The following is a 21,007-nucleotide window of genomic DNA, read 5'->3' as shown; positions in this document are numbered from 1 at the left end:
GACGGATTAGCAGACCTTCTCAATCCTCGTTCGCCGCGAGGGCGGCCAGGACTTTACCCTTGCCTCGCGCCCGCAGGATAAGCGGGACGACAACTGCGCATACTGCAAGCAACAGCAGTATCACCGATATGGGCGACCCGACAAAGACGGTGAAATCACCCTGACTGATCTGCAGTGCGCGGCGGAAATGGATCTCCGCCATGGGTCCTAGAATCAGTCCCACGACCACCGGTGCAATCGGATAGCCAAAAAGCCGCAGAAAATAGCCGAGCAGGCCAAATAGCAGCAACATGCCTAGCTCGAATGTCGAGGGATTGGCGCCAATGGTTCCGAGTGTCGCAAAGACCAGGATACCGGCATAAAGCCAATGCCTTGGGATGGATAGCAACCGGACCCATAATCCGACCAGCGGCAAATTCAGGACCAGCAACATGAAATTGGCCACGAGCAGGCTGGCGATCAAACCCCAGACCAGCTGCGGATTGGTTGCGAACAACAGCGGACCGGGCTGCAAACCGAACTGCTGGAATCCCGCCAGCATGATTGCGGCCGTCGCGCTTGTCGGAAGACCAAGCGTCAGCAGGGGAACAAGTGTGCCTGCGGCCGATGCATTGTTGGCGGCCTCGGGACCGGCGACACCTTCAATGGCACCGTGGCCGAATTCTTCAGGCTTTTTCGAAAGTTGCTTCTCTACCGAATAAGACAGAAACGTACCGATTTCGGCACCGCCCGCTGGCATCGCTCCGATCGGGAAACCGATAAATGTTCCGCGAAGCCAGGGTTTCCAGGAGCGTGACCAGTCTTCCCTGTTCATCCAGACTGACCCTTTGACGGGCTCGATTTTTCCTTCGCCGGTGCTTTTCGATGCAGCGACACTCAATGTTTCACCAATCGCAAACAAGGCAACGGCAAGCGTTGTAATCTCGACGCCATCGGTCAGATCAGGGATGCCGAAGCCCAGGCGCACTTGTCCCGACAGACCGTCGGCTCCTATCAAACCAAGCGCGAGGCCAATGAACAGCGCAGTCAATCCACGCAAGGTGGAATCGCCAAAAGCTGCCGAAACCGTCATGAAAGCCAGCATCATCAGGGCAAAATATTCGGCCTCGCCAAAGGAAAGCGCAAATTTGACAATGGTCGGAGCAATCAGCGCCAGCGCCATGGTCGCGATTAACCCCGCCACGAAGGAACCGATCGCGGCTGTCGCCAAGGCGGGACCACCTCGCCCTGCACGGGCCATCTTGTTGCCTTCGAGCGCAGTGACGATCGATGCGCTCTCCCCTGGCGTGTTCAAAAGAATCGACGTGGTTGACCCGCCATACATGCCGCCATAGTAGATACCGGCAAACATAATCAGCGAACCTGCAGGATCGAGCTTGTAAGTAACCGGCAGCAACAACGCGACCGTAAGAGCTGGTCCAATGCCGGGCAGAACGCCAACGGCCGTACCCAATGTTACGCCAATGAGCGCATAAAGCAGATTGAACGGCTGGAATGCGACGGCAAAACCATGTGCCAGTAGGGTAAAACTATCCATAGCCGGTCCTTAAATGAGACGTTCGAGCGGTCCAGCCGGAAGGGACAACTGCAGTCCCTTGGCAAAAATGACCCAGATTACAAATGACAAAACAATACCGACTGGAATTGTCATCCAGAGCGGTCCCTTGCCGAAGCCGCGCGCAGTAGCGGCGAAAAGCAGTCCGGTCGCAATGGCAAAGCCCGTTATATGCAAAAGCACCATCTGGGCGATGAGACCACCCACGATCCAGACAACAGGCTGGATCTGCTGTTCCTCACGTTTAGGGAAATCACCGCGCATTGCCTCAAACGCGGTCCAGATCGCAAGAATAAAAAGACCGCCGGCAATCGTATAAGGGAAAACCGCGGGACCGATGCGTGTCGCGCTGCCGCCAACGGCGGTGGCCGTACTATAGGCAATTATCGCAGCAACAACTGCGATACCAGCGGCAATTGCCAGCGCCGCCCGATCGGGGCGGCGCGCTTCGGAACTCGGTGTCTCTTGTGTCATTTCACGAGGCCAATATCTTTCAGGATAGCTGCTGTTGCGTCGGTATCCTTTTTCAGCTGAGCTTTGAACTCGTCACCGGCAAGGTACGTGTCGGCCCAGCCCTTGGCTTTTAGCTGTTCCTGCCAGGTTTTCGACTTTGCCAGTTTTTCAACGTCTGCACTGATCGCAGCTTCCTGTTCCGGTGTGATACCGGGAGGGGCCGCGATCATACGCCAATTCTGGATAGCGACATCCACCCCGCCCTCCTTGAAGGTCGGCGCATCGATGCCTTCAACCTTTGCATCGCTGGAAATGCCAATGATGCGCAGAGCGCCGGATTTGATCTGCGATTCGAATTCGCCGTAACCGGAAATGCCGACCGTAACCTGTCCGCCAAGGAGTGCAGCCAAAGCTTCACCACCACCGGAGAAGGCAACGTAATTGATCTTTGTTGGATCGACGCCAACAGCCTTTGCAATCAGACCAGCTGTGATCTGATCAGTGCCGCCGGCCGAGCCACCGGCCCAGGAAACCGCTCCTGGATCAGCCTTCAGCTTTTCAACCAGTTCAGCCATCGTCTTGATCGGCGACGCAGCCGGAACAACCACAGCCTCGAACTCACCTGTCAGGCGAGCGATCGGAGTAACCTGATCGAGCGTTACAGGGGATGCGTTCGTCAAAATGGCGCCCACCATGACGTAGCCGCCAACCATGAGCTGCGAAGGATCACCCTTTGCCGAGTTGGCGAACTGAGCAAGGCCAATGGTACCGCCCGCACCGGGCACGTTCACGACCTGCACGCTGCCGGAAATTTTTTCATCCTGCAGTGAACTCTGGATCGTGCGAGCAGTCTGATCCCAACCGCCACCTGGTGCTGCTGGAGCCATGATCTTATAATCGGCGGCGAAGGCCTGGCTGGACAGGACCATCGCCCCGGCGGCAACACAGGCAAGCAAGATTCTACGCATTCTGGAAATCCCTCCCATGACGGCCATCGGCCGTCTGTTTTTGATAGATACTGAAGAAAACGGGAAGATGCCAAAGCGCATTGAACCGGATGGCAGATGCCAAAGTCCCTGGTTCTATAACTTTAATATACGGACAGCCTCCCAGCGGTCTCCTCATCCTTAAAATGATACTAGGAAACTGTCAGGAAGCTGTCACGCGAAATGAAGAACTAAACACGATCGCATTGTAGATTGGTATTACAGACGCAAAAAGGTCAGGTAAGCACCGATACGGCCTTCACGATGGGCTTTTTGTTCGTAACGAGTGCCCGGCCACGCTTCGTAGGGTGTATGCCAGTCGGCCGAAGTCTTCGCCTGCCACTCAAATTGTCCGTGCGCTTGGCAATGTTGCAGTGTCCAGTTCACATAGGTGTCGATGTCGGAAGCAAACCGGAAACGACTCCCGGACTTCAGTACGCGGGCAAAACGGTCGAGATTCTTCTGGCTCACGAAGCGGCGTTTCCAGTGCTTCTTCTTCGGCCATGGATCGGGATAGAACAGATCAATGCCATCCAGAGAGTTGTCCGGCAACCAGTCGAGGACCTGTGTTGCATCATCATCATAGAGCCGAATGTTCAGTATCGGGTCATCATGGAGATCGACGACGAGTTTCGCCATGCTGTTGACGAACGGCTCCACGCCGATGAAACCGGATATCGGACAACGCCGCGCCTCGTGCAAGAGGTGTTCGCCGCCGCCAAAGCCAATTTCCATCCGAACCGTTTCGACCTCCGCAGAAAACAAACTGCGGAGGTCGTCGGGTGCCGGCGCACCAATATCGAGTTTGAGCAGCGGCAAGAGTTCATCGCGGATGGAGCGCTGCAAAGGACGCAACGCTTTACCGCTTCTTCTACCGAAGAATGCCTCCGTTGAACGCTCGCGCCGTGTCTCCGTCATAGGATTGCAATGGCCGCTCAAGCGGCCAGAGCGGACTTCAACTGCTTGGCCAGATCGGTCTTCTCCCAGGAGAAGGAGCCGTCGCGGCCGGGCTTGCGACCGAAATGGCCATAGGCGGACGTCTTGGCATAGATCGGCTTGTTGAGGTCGAGATGCTTGCGGATGCCGCTTGGTGAGAGATCCATGACCTTGCGAAGCGCGGCTTCCACTTGATCCTCATTCACGCTGCCGGTTCCATGCAGATCAACATATACCGACAGCGGCTGGGCAACGCCAATTGCATAGGAGAGCTGGATCGTGCAGCGATCGGCAAACCCGGCAGCAACGACGTTCTTCGCAAGATAGCGGGCGGCATAAGCGGCGGAACGATCGACCTTGGTCGTATCCTTGCCTGAGAATGCACCACCGCCATGGGGCGCGGCGCCACCATACGTGTCGACGATGATCTTGCGGCCCGTCAGACCGGCATCCCCATCAGGCCCGCCGATAACGAACTTGCCGGTAGGATTGATGTACCAGACACAATCGTCCGCGATCTTCAGATCGCCCATCGCTTCGCGGATATACGGCTCCACGACCTTGCGAACCTTCTTGGAATCCCAGCTCGCATCCATATGCTGCGTCGAAAGCACGATCTGCGTAGCTTCGGCTGCAACGCCGTCCACATATCGCACAGTAACCTGGCTCTTGGCATCCGGTCCGAGCTTACCAGCCTCGCCTTCGCCCTTGTGGCGAGCACTAGCCAGAAGTTCCAGAATTTTGTGGGAATAATAGATCGGAGCTGGCATCAGGTCTGGTGTTTCACGGCAGGCATAGCCGAACATGATGCCTTGATCGCCAGCACCTTCTTCACCCTGGCGGTCGGCAGCATTGTCAACGCCCTGCGCTATATCAGCTGATTGTGGATGCAGGAGCACTTCGATCTTTGCCGTCTTCCAGTTGAAACCGTCCTGCTCATAACCGATGTCGCGAATGGCGCGGCGGGCAGCGGCGCGGAAGCGCGAGGGATTGATTACCGGATGTCCCTTGGCGTCTTTCAACACGACGCCGTCCTTGTCTTTCTTCAGCAATGTGTCAGGCACACGCACTTCGCCGGCGATCACGACGCGGTTGGTGGTTGCCAGCGTTTCGCAAGCAATGCGCACAGTCCACGGGTCAACGCCCGTTTTCTTTGCCTCTTTGTAGATCATGTCTACGATTTCATCGGAAATGCGGTCACAGACTTTGTCTGGATGACCTTCAGATACGGACTCACTGGTAAAAAGATAAGAACTGCGTGTCACGGGGAACCCCTCTTGAAAGCGAACGAATGCTCAATCAGCAAAGTCTGAATTGGGCAGCGTAGTCTTTGCCAAGGTCGAGAGGATCAGTCAATTGCTTTCGTTTTTAAACAAATGGCAGTTTGAGAATTTTTTTCTAAAACGTCGAAATGCGCTTTAGTGTCCGAACACGCATTTCAGCCGATTATTCCTCTTCGTGACCCAACGTACGGACAAGATCAAGAATTTTCCGCCTTATCTTGGCATCGCCGATTTTCGCAAATGCACGGGCAAGCTGAATCCCCTCGGAACTATTGAGGAAGCCGACGACATAGGTGGTCTCGCTCTCCTCCTCGAACCCCTTGGGCTTGTCGGATTGTCCGGGCATGTCGTCGAAGAAAAATGTGACCGGTACATTGAGAATATTGCCAATAGCCTGCAAGCGACTGGCGCCGACCCGGTTCATTCCCTTTTCGTACTTCTGAATTTGCTGAAATGTTATTCCAAGGCTTTCACCAAGTTTTTCTTGGCTCAATCCAATCATGTTGCGTCGCAACCTAATGCGTGCACCCACGTGTACATCTACTGGATTCGGTCTCTTCTTATTAGTATCAGTCATAAAAATCTCATTCGTATGAAATGAAGCTTAAAACGAATTTTATCATCAATGCATCAACGGGCCAAATATGGCTTTATTCGATAGGTCCACGTCTGAAATGTCAACCAACCCTCGCCCTATAGCGAAAAAAATAAGCCAGCGTTACAACCAGAACAATGCCAATTACAATCCAGAATTGAAAATGGCGCGCACCTGCACGAATTGGTAGTTCCACTTTCGTTGGAAGTGCGACATCGATCACGCCAACAGCGTCGAGCGCCAATGCATCAATGATTCGGCCATACGGATCTACAACACCGGAGAGCCCGTTGTTGGCAGCCCTTACAAGAGGCAGACCCTGCTCCACAGCGCGCAATTGAGCCTGCCGGAAATGCTGGTAAGGACCGGGAGTGTCTCCATACCAAGCATCGTTCGTGACGTTGACAATGGCGTCGGCACGCGGACCTTCATAAGACATTTCGGCTGGAAAAATCGCTTCGTAACATATGAGGGGCAACGCGGTGAAATTGTCCCTCACGGTAAGCGAACGACGCGTCGCCGCTGCTGTGAAGCCGCCAGGAAGCTCGATAACTTCGCTGATGCCAAACCTGCGCAGAATATTCTCCAGCGGCACATATTCTCCAAAAGGAACGAGATGGACCTTGTCGGCCGCTCCCGTAATTTCTCCCTCGGCGTCGATTGAATATATTGAATTGTAGTAAAGCGGCGCATCACTGCCGCCGGGCTCTTCCATCCGAATGGCGCCAGCTAACAAAACCTGATCATCCGTTAGAATGTCGGCAATGCTCTTCAGTGCTTCCGGCGTTTTCGTCAAAATATAAGGAACTGCTGTTTCCGGCCAAACGATGAGCTGCGGCTTGGGCTTACCGCCCTTGGGTACTTCGCCGGTCATGGCGAGGTATTTATCCATTATGCCCCGCCGTGCGTCGGCATCCCATTTGAGATCCTGCGCGATCGATGGTTGGACCACACGTACTTGCAGCCCCTTGGCCTCGACCTTTGCATGGCTGAGACGATAGACGCCGAATCCGACGTGGGCAGATATCAGGACAAGGGCGAGAATAGTGCCAGTTCTCAGACCATGCCGACCTGCCAGCAGCGCAGGCATTGAAAAAACGATCACGGCCAGCACATTCATCGCGAGCAGCCCGACGATGACCGATGATTGCATCAGAACCGGGACCGGCATAGCCGCATAGCCTATGGCGTTCCAGGGAAAGCCCGTCAGAACGAACGATCGCAGCCATTCTGCGATGCCGAAGCCAAAGGACAGCGCGAATATTCGGCCAAGACCATCGCTCCACAAGAGCCGTGCGAGCGCTGCCGCAAGGGCATAAAAGATGGCGAGGAAAGCGGGAAGTCCGAGAATGGCGAAAGGTATGGCCCAGGCAAAATTGGCAGCGTCGACAAGCAAAGCATTGCCGATCCACCAAAGCCCGAATACGAAATAGCCAAAGCCGAACCACCAGCCCACCATCGCGGCAGGTAAGAGACGGCGGATCGGCCCGGCGCCAGCATTGTCGACGGCCCCATCAATAAGCCAGACAAGAACCGGGAACGATATGAAACAAACGGCAAAGAAATCATAGGGCGGAAGCGCAAAGCTTGCGAGCGCGCCCATAAGGAACGCCAGCGCAACCCGCCTCCAGCCCGACAGAAGAATGATTTTTCCCGCCAACCGCTTCACTACGCCCGTCTCTTTTTCGGCTCGGGATATTGTAACATTCACAGGCGCGACACGAGGAAAATGATCATTGGCCATCATCCGACGGCTGATCCGCAGGATCTTCTTGCTTGACAGGGCGGGTTGGGCGGCGTTCCGCCGCGTGGCGTAGAGGCACAATACGTACCTTGCGAATGCGTCGGGGGTCAGCTTCCAACACGTGAAACTCATACCCAGGGACCGCCTGCACCATCTCGCCCCGTACCGGGATACGGCCAAGGATCGAGAAGATCAGTCCCCCCACGGTATCGACATCCTCACCGTGTTCACCAACGACGAATCCAGCTCCGATCTTTTCAGAAACCTCATCGAGATCGGCGCGAGCATCGGCAATGAAAACGCCTTCCGGGTCTTCAACGAGCATCACTTCATCGTCGTCATGCTCGTCTTCAATATTACCGACCACCATCTCGACGATGTCTTCCAGTGAAACCAGACCGTCGGTTCCGCCATACTCATCAATGACAAGAGCAATCTGGATGCGTTGTGCCTGCATTCGGCCCATCAGATCGTTGGCAAGCATCGATGGCGGCACGAAAAGAACCGGCCGCATGAGGCTTAAATCGGCGATCGTCTTGGTGAGATCGACATTGGAGAGGTTGAACTTTGCTGCAACGGGCGTTTTCGGTGCGCGCGCAACGCTCCTGCGCGGGGTTTTAACGCGTGAAATATTGGTGATGTGATTGACCACATCCCGTATGTGGACCATGCCGCGAGGGTCGTCGAGTGTTTCCGCGAATACCGGCATACGCGAATGGCCAGACTCCTCAAAAACCTTGAGAAGGTCGCCAAGTGTCGTGGAAATCTCTACGGCCTCAATATCGGAGCGCGGGATCATGACATCCTCGACCCGCAACTCCCGCAGGCGCAGGATGTTGTGTAGCATGGCGCGCTCTTCGGGCGAAAACGCCGTGTCTCCATGTTGGCTTTCGGCCAGGGCCGCGTCCAGATCTTCCCTGAGAGACGTACCGGGGCGAGCGCGCAGAAATGGAAATATGGTGGAAAGAAGCGAGCGCTTTTCTGGACCTTGCGCTCTGGTACTACTCTGCCCTTCGGCATCACTCTCCTGCCCCGACATTCCCTTTGCGGGAGCGGCGGCAGAATCGTTCTGGTGTGACGTGTCAGACATGGTCCTCAATCGAATTGATCGTCAATGACGGATAGCGCATATGGGTCAGGGATGGCAAGACGTTCAAGGGCTTTGCGTTCAAGTCCTTCCATCTCCTCCGCTTGCGTCTCGCTAAGATGATCATAGCCGAGCAAATGCAGAAATCCATGAACGATGAGATGGCTGACGTGGTGATCGAAAGGCTTGCCTTCATCCACAGCTTCGCGCGCCACTGTTTCATGCGCGATGACAATATCGCCGAGCATTGGCCCAGGCTTCTGACCAGGCTTTAGCGCAAAAGCTGGAAACGACAGGACATTGGTGGGCTTGTCCTTGTCACGCCAGTCATAGTTGAGTTCCTTGATCGTGGCATCATCGGTAAAGACCAGACTGAGTTCGCTTGCCGGTTGTTCCCCTCGCTCAAGCGTTTGCCACGCAGCGGCAATGGCATTGGTCGCCAGATGGCGCAACACGGATTCATCGCCCCAGTCGTCCGTTTCAACCAGTATGTCGATATCGATCAAGACAGTATCGCCAAGTGTCAGGGCTTGGCGCCTTCCTTGTCATAGGCACGGACAATTGCAGCAACAAGCGGATGCCGTACAACATCTACATCGGTAAACCGCACGGTGACGATCCCGCTGACGCCGTCAAGAATTCTCAGCGCCTCCACCAATCCGGATTTCTGGCCCGGAGGTAAATCAATCTGGCTCGGATCACCGGTGATAATCATTCGGCCGTTTTCACCCAAACGCGTCAGAAACATCTTCATCTGCATGGCGGTCGTGTTCTGCGCCTCGTCGAGAATGATTGCCGAATGGGCGAGTGTACGGCCGCGCATGAAGGCCAGCGGCGCTATCTCAATGACGCCAGCCGCAATCGCCCGCTCCACCTTGTCGGCAGGCATCATGTCATAGAGCGCATCATAGAGCGGTCGCAGATAAGGATCGACCTTTTCCTTCATGTCGCCCGGCAGGAAGCCGAGTCGTTCGCCGGCCTCCACGGCGGGACGCGACAGAATGATCCGATCGACAAGCCCGCGCTCCAGCAGCATGGCTGCGTGCGCGACGGCAAGATAAGTCTTGCCAGTACCTGCAGGCCCGACACCGAATACCATTTCCGAGCGATCGAGCGCCCGCATATAGGCATCCTGAGTCGGCGTGCGAGCGAAGATCGTCTTTTTGCGGGTGGATATCTGGGCTGCAGCCATCTTGCTTTTGTTTTCCATCGTCGGGAGCGTCAACTGGTCATCGGCGGCGATTGCCATGCGCAATGCGCCATCGACATCGGACGCGGAGATGTCATGGCCTTTCTGCAGAAGCTCGTAGAGCTGATCGAGCGTCCTGCGTGCCTGTTCCGTTGCGCCAGGCTCACCCCGAATGGCAAGCTGATTACCTTTTGAGCGAACATCGACACCGAGCTTCTGCTCGATGCGGGCGAGATTTTCATCGAACTGGCCGAACAGCGCACTCGCCAGCCGGTTATTATCAAATGTCAGTACGATATGCGCCAGATCTGAAGCTCCTGAGGGAGCGGGTTTCAGTTTTTCGGTGGCGTTCAAACGGCTCTCCTGAATAAGTGTTCAGCCTTTTATATAATCCCATTGCTCGCCGAGTTCATCTCCCGAATGCCAATCAAACTGTTGGTACCGGTGTCGATGATTCGTACATTGATAATGTCGCCGATTCTTGCCCCGTGTACATCGATAATTACAGGTTGTAACCAGGGAGATCTTCCGACCATCTGGCCAGGTACTCTGCCCGGCTTTTCTATCAGCACATCCATGCTCTTTCCAACAAGGCTGCGCTGGAACGCATACTGCTGTTCACTGAGCAAGGCCTGCAGGCGCTGGAGTCTCTCATCCTTCACCGCTTCATCGATATGGCCGGTCATATCAGCACCGGGCGTGCCGGGACGCGGCGAGTATTTGAACGAATAGGCCGCAGCATAGGTCGCATCACGTACAATCTGCATCGTCGCCTCGAAATCTTCTTCCGTCTCGCCCGGAAATCCCACGATGAAGTCACCGGACAGGGCGATATCGGAACGGGCAGCGCGAATGCGCTCGATCAAACGCAAATAGTCGGCACTTGTGTGCTTGCGGTTCATGGCTTTCAGGATGCGGTCGGAGCCGGACTGAACGGGCAAATGCAGGTAAGGCATCAGCATATCAAGATCGCGGTGCGCGTTGATCAACGTATCGTCCATATCGCGCGGATGACTGGTGACGTAACGGAGCCTTACGATTCCAGGGACCTCGCCCAAACGGTACAGCAGTTTGCCCAAGCCCCATTCGCGTCCATCTGGACCCTCGCCGTGCCAGGCATTGACGTTTTGACCGAGCAAGGTCAACTCACGCACGCCCGCATCGGCAAGCTTTTCAGCCTCTTTCAGAATTTGCGCGACGGGACGAGAAACTTCCGAACCCCGTGTGTAAGGTACCACACAGAAGGTGCAGAATTTGTCGCAGCCTTCCTGCACCGTCAAAAACGCCGTTACGCCACGGCTTCTTGTCTGCTCTTTTGCAGGTGCAGGTAGATGCTCGAACTTGTCTTCTATCGCATATTCGGTTTCGACGACGCGCTCACCCTGGCGAACGCGGGCCAACGCCTGGGGCAGCCGATGATATGTCTGCGGACCGACGACGAGATCCACCACCGGCGCGCGGCGCGTGATCTCATCACCTTCTGCCTGCGCAACACAACCGGCAACACCAACAGTCAGTTCGCGCCCCTCTTTTGCCCGCGCATCCTTCATCTTGCGCAGACGGCCGAGAGCAGAATAGAGTTTTTCGGAAGCCTTTTCGCGAATATGGCAGGTGTTGATCAGCACGAGATCAGCATCATCAGCGGTATCGGTCGGGCTATAGCCTTCGGCCGCGAGGCTGTCTGTCATCCGCTGGCTGTCATAGACATTCATCTGGCAGCCATAGGTCTTCACATAGACCTTGCGCGTATTCGCGAGCGCCGGCGAATGCGGAGCGGTGCCGGAAGCTTCGCCCGGCTCAGTTTTGATGTTCATATCGTCCATTTGCAGGCTTCTAAAGCTTTTTGGCGTCGTTGAGAATAGCTGAGTCGCTTTCGGCGTCCGGATTGACAAAATCACGCCCCATCACCGAAGATCGCACCATTGCGCGGACACGCTCTTCCATCGTCCGTGCTAAAGCCTTGCGGTCACTTTTCCTGTCGATGACGACTGGTTCGCCAAACCAGACATCGACGTCGATAGCGCCATCTTTGAGAAGACCAATCAAACTTGGGCCGAGGGGTACATCACCCGGCCAGGCAACAAGCGGTCTATGTGACCGTCCCATCGGTATGCCATGAACTCGTGTATAGGCAATCGCCACCGGCTGTACCGTCACGGTTTCTGCGCCCGCATCGCGGATTGCCACCTGCGCGGCGCCAAAAAGTGATGTCTTGAACGGAAGGACGCGGTTGCCGTCGGAGGTTGTTCCCTCGGCAAACAACACCATGGCGTCGCCCCCAGCAAGCCGGGTTGCGATTTCACTGGCTTGATGATGGGTCTTGCCGCGCTTTTCCCGCTCGATGAACACCGTCCGCTGCAGCTTGGCCAACATGCCAAACAGCGGCCAGTTCGCCACTTCCGCCTTGGCGATAAAAGCCATCTCGTGCAACGAGCCGAGGATGACGATATCCGTCCACGAGGAATGATTTGCCGTCAACAGAAGGGGCCGTCCCTTTGCCATATCGCCATGGACATGCACTCGAAAACCAAGGAGACGGCGCACGATCCGATGAAACAAAATTGGCGTGGTGGTGCGTGGCCACCAGCTGGTTTTCACAAACAGGAACTGCAGGGGCACCAGGAGGATTATAACGAGCACAAACGCCGTCGCCGTCACCAGAAAACGCAACCACGCTATCATTCAACGGCTCTTTTTCAAATCGCGGCGCATCGTCAAGGCTGCCGAGCGTCCTGCCGCCGTTTCATAGTAGCCCGGCCGCTTTCCAACCTGCTTGAAACTAAGCCTGCGATAAAGTGCAAGTGCCGGTATGTTGAGCTCATCGACCTCGAGAAACAGCATAGTTGCGCGCGCATTGTGAAGATAACGGAGCGCTGCATCCATCAGAGCGTGGCCAAGACCCTTGCGTTGCGACTGGGGTGAGACAGCGATAGTGAGTATTTCCGCTTCGTCCAACACGCGACGTGCCAAAACGAACCCGCCTGGCTGTGCTTTGCGGTTGCCCTCTTCTCGAGCAATAAACCCGAAAACCTTGTCATCGACGATAAGGGCATGAAATTCCTCGTCGCTCCACGGTTGCCGAGATGTCCTCTCATGAATCTTGGCCAGATGTGGCGCATCCTCTGGAAGAACCGGCTCAATCACAAAGGATTGCGATCGCATGGTGTCGAATGGAAAGCCGATCATTCGACGATCTTCCTTTTCAGAACAAAACCCTGCTGTTGCTTGACATCAAGACCACGCAGATAAAGCGGCCTTGGCCCTTCGCCGTCGTCCCTCCGCAATGCGCCAAGCCGCGCGAAGGCTTCTATGCTTCCTGTCGCCGTGGTTAGGGCAATGTCGAGAGGACGACCCAGCTCTTTTTCGATTAGAATTGCACCCGAACCCGCGAGCACGGGTTCGCCTCCTCGTTCTTCCAATTGTTTCACAATCAAGGGCAATGTCGTCACCGTCGGTTCCGATGCCGCCGATCCATCCTCACCAAAAAATTGGACATAAAGCTCGTCACGCCGTGCGTCGATGATCGAAAGGATCGGCCTTTGCGAAAATGCCTTGGCAGCATCATAAGCGAGTGCCTGAAGAGTGCTGATCCCAACTGCCGGACATTTCAGCGCAAGTGCGAAGCCCCGCGCCGTGGAGACGCCGACGCGGACGCCGGTGAATGAGCCAGGTCCAATGCTGACAGCAATCTTGCCAATATCCGTGATGGAAATTTGGGCATTAGCGGCCACCTGCTCGATCGCGCCCATCAACCGCTCCGCATGCCCTTTGCCGATATCTTCGCTAGACGCCGCCAGTATAGTCCCGCTTTCAACGTCGAGAACGGCGACGGAGCAAAGATTGGCAGCGGTATCGAGCGCAAGCAGTTTCATGCGCCTCGCCTAAACAAGAATCACCCAGCACACAAGTAGGCGGGTGTGACGGTTCGGATATAGAACTCACGTCCGTCCAATCCCAGTCCATCTCCCCTCTATGAAATCGGGCAGCTTTCGGCAGTCACATCGAAACTTTTTGCTACCAGTTCCCGACCGGACAGGTCACGCAATGAGATCGTCCACTCACCGGAAACGAGTTCGAAGTCCTTTTCGAAAACCCAGCCAGCATAGCGCCGCAGGGACGTCGCACTGTCAGGCCAGCTGCTTTTCAGCATCGATCGGCCGTCCTCTGTTTTGATCATCGGATGGAAAACCACGACCGTGATGGGAAGGACAGCCTCACCGATATCTGATGTTCTGTAGAGAATACCAAAACTTGTGCCGATGCATGCTCGGATTTTCGCGGTTCGCGTGACATCGACTGGACCTTCGACCAGCCGGTTCACACCCGTCGGTGTATCGGGTGAAACTTCGGATCCGACTTCTTTCGGGCTCGTCAGCCCCCAGTCGACAATCTCTACCGCTGACGTTAGTCGTTCTTCTGCCAGACCAGTGTTCCACACCATCACGGCGGTGAGGAACACAAGATATCTGACGTAGTGAACCATGTTCTTGACCTAGATGGCAGTCTGCTTTGCCTTCAGCTCGAGCCTACGGCGATGCAAAACCGGCTCCGTATAGCCATTTGGCTGTTCGCGGCCTTTGAAAACGAGGTCGCAGGCCGCTTGAAAAGCAATTGAACTGTCGAAGTCGGCGGCCATCGGGTGATAAAGTGGGTCGCCCGCGTTCTGCTTGTCGACGACGGCTGCCATGCGCTTCAGCGTCTCAAGCACTTGCGCCTCGCTTGCTATACCGTGATGCAGCCAATTGGCGATATGCTGGGCGGAGATACGAAGCGTTGCGCGGTCTTCCATCAAGCCCACATTGTTGATGTCTGGTACCTTGGAACAGCCGACGCCTTGGTCGACCCAACGCACGACATAACCGAGAATTCCTTGAGCGTTATTGTCGAGTTCGCGCTGGATATCCTCCGGCGTCCAGTTGGGCCGGGATACGACGGGTACGGATAGAATATCGCTGAGCTTGGCTCGCCCGCGCTTTTTCAAACTGGCCTGGACCTCGGCGACATTGACCCTGTGGTAGTGGGTGGCATGCAGTGTTGCCGCTGTCGGTGATGGTACCCATGCGGTATTGGCACCGGCTTTCGGGTGCGCGATCTTCTGCTCAAGCATCGCTGCCATCAGGTCCGGCATGGCCCACATGCCCTTGCCGATCTGCGCATGACCTGAAAGTCCGCACTCAAGACCGACATCGACGTTCCAGTCCTCATAGGCACCAATCCAGGCGGCCTGTTTCATGTCGCCCTTGCGGATCATGGGACCGGCTTCCATCGATGTGTGAATTTCATCGCCTGTACGGTCGAGGAAGCCAGTGTTGATGAAGACGACGCGTTCCTTCGCAGCACGTATGGATTCCTTCAAATTGACCGTGGTGCGTCGTTCCTCATCCATGATTCCCATCTTCATGGTGTTCGGCTGCATACCCAGCAGTGCTTCGACCCTTCCAAACAGTTCGGAAGCGAATGCTACCTCTTCCGGACCGTGCATTTTTGGTTTGACCACATACATGGATCCGGCGCGGGAATTCATATGGCGACCGCCTGGTCCTATGTCGTGGAGCGCAGCCAATGCGGTAATCGCCGCATCCATGATACCTTCGGGAACCTCATTACCCTCGCTGTCGAGAATAGCAGGATTAGTCATCAGATGGCCGACGTTGCGCACAAGCATGAGCGAGCGTCCAGGTACGGTCAGAGACTTGCCGTCCTTGCCAGCGTACTCCCGATCTGCATTGAGTTTGCGCGTAACCGTCTTGCCGCCCTTCTCGAAAGTATCTTCGAGATCGCCATTCATCAGGCCGAGCCAGTTGCGGTAGACGACAACCTTGTCTTCCGCATCGACAGCCGCAACGGAATCCTCGCAATCCTGAATCGTAGTCAGAGCCGATTCCAGTAAAACATCGGCGATATGTGCGGAATCTGTTTTGCCAATCGGATGATCGGCATTGATGACGATCTCGACATGCAGGCCATTCTTTACGAGAAGAATGCCGGTCGGCGCCGTCGCGTCGCCTCGATAACCGGCAAACTGTCCTTCATCTTTTAACGCAGCAAGCTTGCCATTGGCCTTCAGAATAAGCTCGTGATTTTCGATACTCAGACTGGAAACATCGGCCCAATGCGCACCATTGAGCGGCGCACTGTCGTCGAGAAACGTTTTAGCCCAGGCAATCACCTTCGATCCTCGCACCGGATTGAACGCTTTGCCTCGTTCGGCGCCATCCTCGTCAGAAATCGCATCCGTGCCATACAATGCATCATAGAGCGAACCCCAGCGCGCATTGGCGGCGTTGAGCGCATAACGAGCATTCATGACGGGAACGACAAGCTGCGGACCAGCGACAACAGCAATTTCAGGGTCGACATTACTGGTTGAAACGGCGAAGGCTGCGCCTTCTGGCAGAAGGTAGCCGATCCCCCTCACAAAAGTTTCGTATTCTTCTTGGCTGTAGCCACTGTCGCGCTTGCTCTTATAAAAATCGTCCAGTTTCTGCTGAAGTGCGTCGCGTTTTTGCAGAAGTCTGCGGTTCTTCGGAGCCAAATCGTCGACAATCTGTGCAAAGCCAGACCAGAATTGCGCCGCATCGATACCGGTACCCGGGATAGCTTCGTTGGCCACGAAGTCGTGGAGTTCCTTTGCCACCTTCAAGCCATTGATTTCGATGCGTTCAACCATAGTTCATTCCTTAAATTTTCTTAGGCCTACCCTTGAACACGCAGAAGCATTGTCAGTCAATTCTTCAATAGCGCCAGAATTCGAGCTTAGTTGGAGAGAATGCTTCAATGCGCAATGCGCGGCCTGCCGGAAGCCGTCGCTATCACTACCGCTTCGATGAACTTGCGCTGATCCTCGACTGTGGCGGCGTTGATGTCGCGAGCGATGCTGATCTGCGCCTCGTCGGTTCCAGCTTCCAATGCCAACTGCCCGACTTGATGCTCCAGCGTCGTTTCGGCAAAGGCGATCGATTCTTCCTCAATCTGAAAATCCTTGACGACCTCCCCGGCCATGACGCGGAAGATGCCCTCGGCGGGCTGGCTGATATGGGCCTCAACCGAAACACGAACCTGGCCAACGACAGCGCCCAGAGCGTTGGCGACGTCCGTATCTCCAGGGATTATGCATTCTGTGCCAAGCATGTCACCCACGGCCGGATAGTAGACCGGTGCAGACGCGCCCAGCCCAATCAATGGCCGGTCTATATCGAGCTTTGCTCCGGCAATCCCGCTCTCGCCCAAAAGGGCCCGCTGAACCAATGGGCTCGCCACTGTTTCCGGTCCTTCAAGTCCATCCTCGGCGAAAACCGTCTCGAGGACCACTTCGGACGAGCGCCGGATCAAGGCATAATAGGTACGGTGGGAGACTTCCTCGGGCGTATCGCACAGTGGACGCCCGGCGCCATCCTTACGCCGTGCATAGAGTATGGCGCCGTAGCGTGCGGCCTCTGCATTCCAATTATTCTGCAGCCCAAGAACGTGGCAAGCATCTGACGGCGTGAAACCCGACAGATGAACTAAACCCCGCGCCACAAGACGGTTGACAGTGGTTGCCTGTGATATGGAATTCAAAAGCCTGTCCAGCGGCTGCGGTTCGGATGTGATGCGTCCATATAGTTCGGCTTCATTTTTGCTCAAACCGGATGCCATTTGCACCGGAACACCGGTAAGAAGCGCAAAACGCCCATCCAACCGGCCGGCAGTGGCTGCCTTTGCTTGGCGCATCAAATGGTCGATGACAAATGAGCCATGATTGGCGGCAAGCAGCGACAAGGGCACGAGCCGTCTCGGGCCAAGCTTGATGCCTGGAACCATGGCATTATCATCAAGGGATACTTCCGAATCTCCCCCAAGACCAAAAGTATGCATGGCGACCGCCTCAACCATCGTACGGAAGCCACCAACGGTGGCGCCGTTGGGGTCGAGCCGTGGCCGACCCTTGTCGAGAACCGCGACGTCGGTCGTCGTGCCGCCAATGTCGGAGACGATCGCATTATCGAGGCCCGTCATGTACCGTGCACCGACAAGACTGGCTGCTGGTCCTGAAAGAATGGTCTCAATTGGCCGATGCCGGGCGAAGGTGGCAGAGACAAGAGCGCCGTCGCCGCGCACGACCATGAGCGGGGCGTGGATGCCGCTCCCATCGAGAAAACCTTCCGTCGCCGCCACTAGCCGATCAATCATGGCGATGAGCCGGGCATTGAGAACAGTGGTCAAAGCACGCCGGGGGCCGTTCAATTTGGCCGAAAGTTCATGGCTGCAGGTAACTGGCAAACCGGTTTCTCTTCGCACGAGATCTCGAACTGCGACTTCATGTTCAGAGTTGCGCACGGCAAAATAAGCGCAAACGGCAAAACCGGTTACCTCCCGCATCAATTGTGGCAGGGCTTCACTCAAGGCACTAGTATCGAATGGCTGTGCCCGGCCATAGACGTCATGTCCACCGGGGATGAAGATGACGGGATCCGATCCGAGGGCCGTGCCAAGATCGGCCTTGTCCAGATCAACTTTGGAGAATCCAACCATGACGAGGGCAATACGGCCGCCTTGCCCCTCTACAAGGGCATTGGTGGCCAGCGTTGTCGACATGGAAACAAGCCGTATATCGGCGGGAGCGACCGATGTCTCAGCCATGATGCGCTTTACGGCGCCGGAAATGCCCACGCTCAAATCATGCCGGGTTGTTAAAGACTTGGCTTTGGCAATGACGCCGCGTTGCTCGGACCAAAGCACGGCGTCGGTATAGGTACCGCCGGTATCCAACCCGAGGAAGATAGCATTTTCAGCTGTGGATTCACTCATGATGCCCTGCACTATTTTGAGGCAGGGTTATCGCATGAATGGTCGAAGAGCTAGCGCCATTCCGACCATTCTCTGCCGCAACTTACTAAGACACGTCGTCATGATCGGATCCGGAACCAATCAAACCATTTGGCGTTTCGCAAGGTCAGGGGAATCGCGATGTCATCACAATCAGCAACGACGCACGCTGGATCGAAGAAAGTGATCTACGCTGCGATCCTTGGCAATCTGCTCATTGCTGCAACCAAGTTTATCGCAGCTTTTTTCACCGGTAGTTCGGCAATGCTTTCTGAAGGTGTGCATTCGCTGGTGGACACCGGCAATGGCGGGCTGTTGCTCTATGGACTTCGCCGCGCTGCTAGGCCCGCAGACAAGACGCATCCGCTGGGCCATGGACGCGAACTTTATTTCTGGAGTTTTATCGTGGCCCTGCTCGTCTTTGCGGTCGGTGCCGGCGTGTCTTTTTACGAAGGGATCATTCATATCCTGGACCCTGAACCTGTCGCCAATCCGATTGTGAACTACGTTGTGCTGGGCTTTGCAACGGTTTTCGAGGGAGCATCGTGGTCAGTCGCCCTGAAGGAATTTCGCGCGGCGAAAGGCGACCTTGGCTATGTCCGAGCCGTACAGCAGAGCAAGGATCCGAGCGTTTTCACCGTACTGTTTGAGGATACAGCGGCATTGCTGGGGCTAGTCATAGCCTTCATCGGCATCTCCACTGCACAAATCTTCGCTATACCGGAACTCGATGGCGTTGCATCGATTGGCATTTCGTTTGTCCTGGCCGCGACAGCTATTTTCCTGGCGCGCGAAAGCAAAGGCCTCCTTATGGGCGAATCGGCGTTGCCCGAAGTCGAACAGCAAATACTCGACATCGCCAACGGCGATCCGGACGTTCAGAGGGCCAATGGTGTTTTGACTGTGCACATGGGCCCCAAACAAATCGTGGCCGGCCTCAGCGTCGAGTTTGAGGATCGCGTCCAGGCACCCGAAATCGAAGCCTGCGTGGAACGGCTCGAAGCCGCCATGAAAAAGGCCAATCCGGATATTGTCACGCTATTCGTCAAACCCCAGACGACCGGTACCTGGAAAGCACGGCGTCAGAAGATCGAGGCGGCTTAGGTCTCAGTCGTCGCCGTCAACCACCCGCAAGCGCAATTGACCTGTTGCCGAGGCAGCGGAACGCGTCGTTTCGGCATCTTTAAGAGGGTCGCCAACGGGCGCTTCGGCAAACTCCAGAGCTTCAATTTTTTGACCGCGCTTGGTTACCTTGCTGGAAGAGACCAAAATGTCGTCGATATCCTTGTTGGCCTGACCGAAATGCGTCTGCAAGCGGCGCACCCGGTCATCAAGCCGCACCACGTCCTCCATCAGCCTAATGACTTCGCCCTGAATGAGATGGGCCTGCTCGCGCATACGGACGTCCTTGAGAACGGCCTGGATCACCTGAATAGACAGCATCAACAGCGACGGCGAGACAATCACAATGCGCGAACGATGCGCCTTTTGGATTACGGCCTCAAAATTCTCATGAATTTCCGCAAAAATCGATTCGGACGGCACAAAGAGAAACGCCGTATCCTGGGTCTCGCCGTTGATCAGATATTTCTCCGCCACGTCCCGAATGTGAATCTCGACGTCCCGGCGGAACTGAGCGACTGCAATCTTCTTGGTATCTGGTGTTTCCGATTCGCGGATGGCATTCCATGCTTCCAGTGGAAACTTTGCGTCGATAACGAGATTGGGCGCGCCATTCGGCATGCGCACCACGCAATCCGGCCTGCTGCCGTTGGAGAGCGTTGCCTGGAACTCATATGCGCCTTGGGGCAGGCCATCAGCAATGATCGCTTCCATCCGTGCCTGGCCAAAGGCGCCGCGCGTCTGCTTGTTGGCGAGGATCGCCTGCAGCTGCACCACTTGACCGGCGAGCGCCTGGATGTTGTTCTGCGCAGTATCGATGACTGCCAGCCGTTCCTGCAATTTCGTCAGATTTTCGTGTGTGGACTGCGTCTGTTCCGTCATTGTCTGGCCGATTCGGCTCGTCATGCCATCGAGCCGTTCGCGGATCGATTGATTGAGTTCGGCCTGCCTTGACCCGAACAGCTCAGCCATTGTCTGCATGCGGCCTTGCATCTCCGACTGGCTTTTCAGAATTTCGCCCATGCGAGCTTCCGCATCCCGAGCCCGGTCTTCTGCCTGGATCTCGGCGACCATCCGCATCCGGGTCGAGCGCAGCACTGCAATGACAGCGAAGAATACTATAAGCGCCGTAGCGACACCCGCTATCAGCAAGGCGGTACCAAGCGATACAGAGCTCGAGCCAAGTTGAAACAAAGTCTGATCCAGAGAAATTGACGTTTCCATGATGTGCAGACTAACCGATTCGGAT

The 21,007-nt window shown here is 55.7% G+C and carries 19 protein-coding genes; 1 reads left to right on the top strand and 18 read right to left on the bottom strand.

The window, feature by feature from the left end; genetic code table 11:
* Window positions 1-19: 19 nt before the first annotated feature.
* The 17 genes from PHA01_RS12275 to PHA01_RS12195 form a co-directional block, all read right to left on the bottom strand.
* The gene (locus tag PHA01_RS12275; protein ID WP_224513198.1) at window positions 20-1,537 is read right to left on the bottom strand and encodes a tripartite tricarboxylate transporter permease; all 1,518 of its coding nucleotides are present in this window, start codon (window positions 1,535-1,537) and stop codon (window positions 20-22) included.
* 9 nt (window positions 1,538-1,546) lie between these two features.
* Window positions 1,547-2,029: a tripartite tricarboxylate transporter TctB family protein gene (locus tag PHA01_RS12270; RefSeq protein ID WP_271895801.1), complete on the bottom strand. Its 483-nt coding sequence runs from the start codon at window positions 2,027-2,029 to the stop codon at window positions 1,547-1,549.
* Window positions 2,026-2,976 carry a Bug family tripartite tricarboxylate transporter substrate binding protein gene (locus PHA01_RS12265; protein WP_271895799.1) on the bottom strand — a complete coding sequence of 317 codons (951 nt, stop codon included), beginning with the start codon at window positions 2,974-2,976 and terminating at the stop codon, window positions 2,026-2,028. The genes PHA01_RS12270 and PHA01_RS12265 overlap by 4 nt, the downstream gene beginning before the upstream one ends.
* A 237-nt stretch (window positions 2,977-3,213) precedes the next feature.
* Window positions 3,214-3,912: a tRNA (guanine(46)-N(7))-methyltransferase TrmB gene (gene trmB, locus PHA01_RS12260; protein ID WP_271895796.1), complete on the bottom strand. Its 699-nt coding sequence runs from the start codon at window positions 3,910-3,912 to the stop codon at window positions 3,214-3,216.
* Window positions 3,913-3,929: 17 nt separating this feature from the next.
* Window positions 3,930-5,195 carry a methionine adenosyltransferase gene (gene metK / locus PHA01_RS12255; protein WP_224507753.1) on the bottom strand — a complete coding sequence of 422 codons (1,266 nt, stop codon included), beginning with the start codon at window positions 5,193-5,195 and terminating at the stop codon, window positions 3,930-3,932.
* 181 nt (window positions 5,196-5,376) lie between these two features.
* Entirely contained in the window at window positions 5,377-5,790 is a 414-nt protein-coding gene (locus PHA01_RS12250; RefSeq protein ID WP_112526604.1) for a helix-turn-helix domain-containing protein, read from the bottom strand.
* A gap of 100 nt (window positions 5,791-5,890) precedes the next feature.
* Window positions 5,891-7,477 (bottom strand): apolipoprotein N-acyltransferase, encoded by a 1,587-nt coding sequence (gene lnt / locus PHA01_RS12245; protein WP_334312017.1) that lies wholly within the window; start codon window positions 7,475-7,477, stop codon window positions 5,891-5,893.
* A gap of 64 nt (window positions 7,478-7,541) precedes the next feature.
* Window positions 7,542-8,642, bottom strand: coding sequence for a hemolysin family protein (locus tag PHA01_RS12240; protein WP_271895789.1), 1,101 nt, complete (start codon window positions 8,640-8,642; stop codon window positions 7,542-7,544).
* 5 nt (window positions 8,643-8,647) lie between these two features.
* The gene (gene ybeY / locus PHA01_RS12235) at window positions 8,648-9,145 is read right to left on the bottom strand and encodes an rRNA maturation RNase YbeY (protein WP_271895787.1); all 498 of its coding nucleotides are present in this window, start codon (window positions 9,143-9,145) and stop codon (window positions 8,648-8,650) included.
* A gap of 17 nt (window positions 9,146-9,162) precedes the next feature.
* A complete protein-coding gene (locus PHA01_RS12230; RefSeq protein ID WP_262294371.1) occupies window positions 9,163-10,182 on the bottom strand; it encodes a PhoH family protein in 1,020 nt (339 codons plus the stop codon).
* A 29-nt stretch (window positions 10,183-10,211) separates the two neighbouring features.
* Window positions 10,212-11,651, bottom strand: a complete 1,440-nt coding sequence (miaB, locus tag PHA01_RS12225) for a tRNA (N6-isopentenyl adenosine(37)-C2)-methylthiotransferase MiaB (RefSeq protein ID WP_417020955.1) — start codon at window positions 11,649-11,651, stop codon at window positions 10,212-10,214.
* Window positions 11,652-11,661: 10 nt separating this feature from the next.
* On the bottom strand, window positions 11,662-12,510 hold the full coding sequence (gene olsA / locus PHA01_RS12220) for a lyso-ornithine lipid O-acyltransferase (protein WP_271895781.1): 849 nt from the start codon (window positions 12,508-12,510) through the stop codon (window positions 11,662-11,664).
* Window positions 12,511-13,014 carry a GNAT family N-acetyltransferase gene (locus PHA01_RS12215; protein ID WP_271895779.1) on the bottom strand — a complete coding sequence of 168 codons (504 nt, stop codon included), beginning with the start codon at window positions 13,012-13,014 and terminating at the stop codon, window positions 12,511-12,513.
* Window positions 13,011-13,700: a tRNA (adenosine(37)-N6)-threonylcarbamoyltransferase complex dimerization subunit type 1 TsaB gene (gene tsaB / locus PHA01_RS12210; RefSeq protein WP_271895777.1), complete on the bottom strand. Its 690-nt coding sequence runs from the start codon at window positions 13,698-13,700 to the stop codon at window positions 13,011-13,013. Before tsaB ends, PHA01_RS12215 begins: the two co-directional genes overlap by 4 nt.
* A 98-nt stretch (window positions 13,701-13,798) precedes the next feature.
* Window positions 13,799-14,311 carry a DUF3859 domain-containing protein gene (locus PHA01_RS12205; RefSeq protein WP_271895774.1) on the bottom strand — a complete coding sequence of 171 codons (513 nt, stop codon included), beginning with the start codon at window positions 14,309-14,311 and terminating at the stop codon, window positions 13,799-13,801.
* A 9-nt stretch (window positions 14,312-14,320) separates the two neighbouring features.
* Complete coding sequence (locus PHA01_RS12200; protein ID WP_271895771.1) at window positions 14,321-16,498, bottom strand: malate synthase G; 2,178 nt, start codon at window positions 16,496-16,498, stop codon at window positions 14,321-14,323.
* A 104-nt stretch (window positions 16,499-16,602) separates the two neighbouring features.
* Window positions 16,603-18,618: a hydantoinase/oxoprolinase family protein gene (locus PHA01_RS12195; protein ID WP_271895769.1), complete on the bottom strand. Its 2,016-nt coding sequence runs from the start codon at window positions 18,616-18,618 to the stop codon at window positions 16,603-16,605.
* Window positions 18,619-18,777: 159 nt separating this feature from the next.
* Between PHA01_RS12195 and PHA01_RS12190 the strand changes: the two genes are divergently transcribed.
* Window positions 18,778-19,740: a cation diffusion facilitator family transporter gene (locus PHA01_RS12190; RefSeq protein WP_271895766.1), complete on the top strand. Its 963-nt coding sequence runs from the start codon at window positions 18,778-18,780 to the stop codon at window positions 19,738-19,740.
* Window positions 19,741-19,743: 3 nt separating this feature from the next.
* On the opposite strand, the gene PHA01_RS12185 is transcribed toward PHA01_RS12190, so the two are convergent.
* Complete coding sequence (locus tag PHA01_RS12185) at window positions 19,744-20,982, bottom strand: DNA recombination protein RmuC (protein ID WP_271895763.1); 1,239 nt, start codon at window positions 20,980-20,982, stop codon at window positions 19,744-19,746.
* Between the last annotated feature and the right edge of the window lie 25 nt (window positions 20,983-21,007).

Origin of the sequence: Candidatus Phyllobacterium onerii (assembly GCF_028331445.1) — a bacterium.
Classification (GTDB): Bacteria; Pseudomonadota; Alphaproteobacteria; order Rhizobiales; family Rhizobiaceae; genus Phyllobacterium; species Phyllobacterium onerii.
This window is presented reverse-complemented; position numbering and strand designations above follow the sequence as displayed.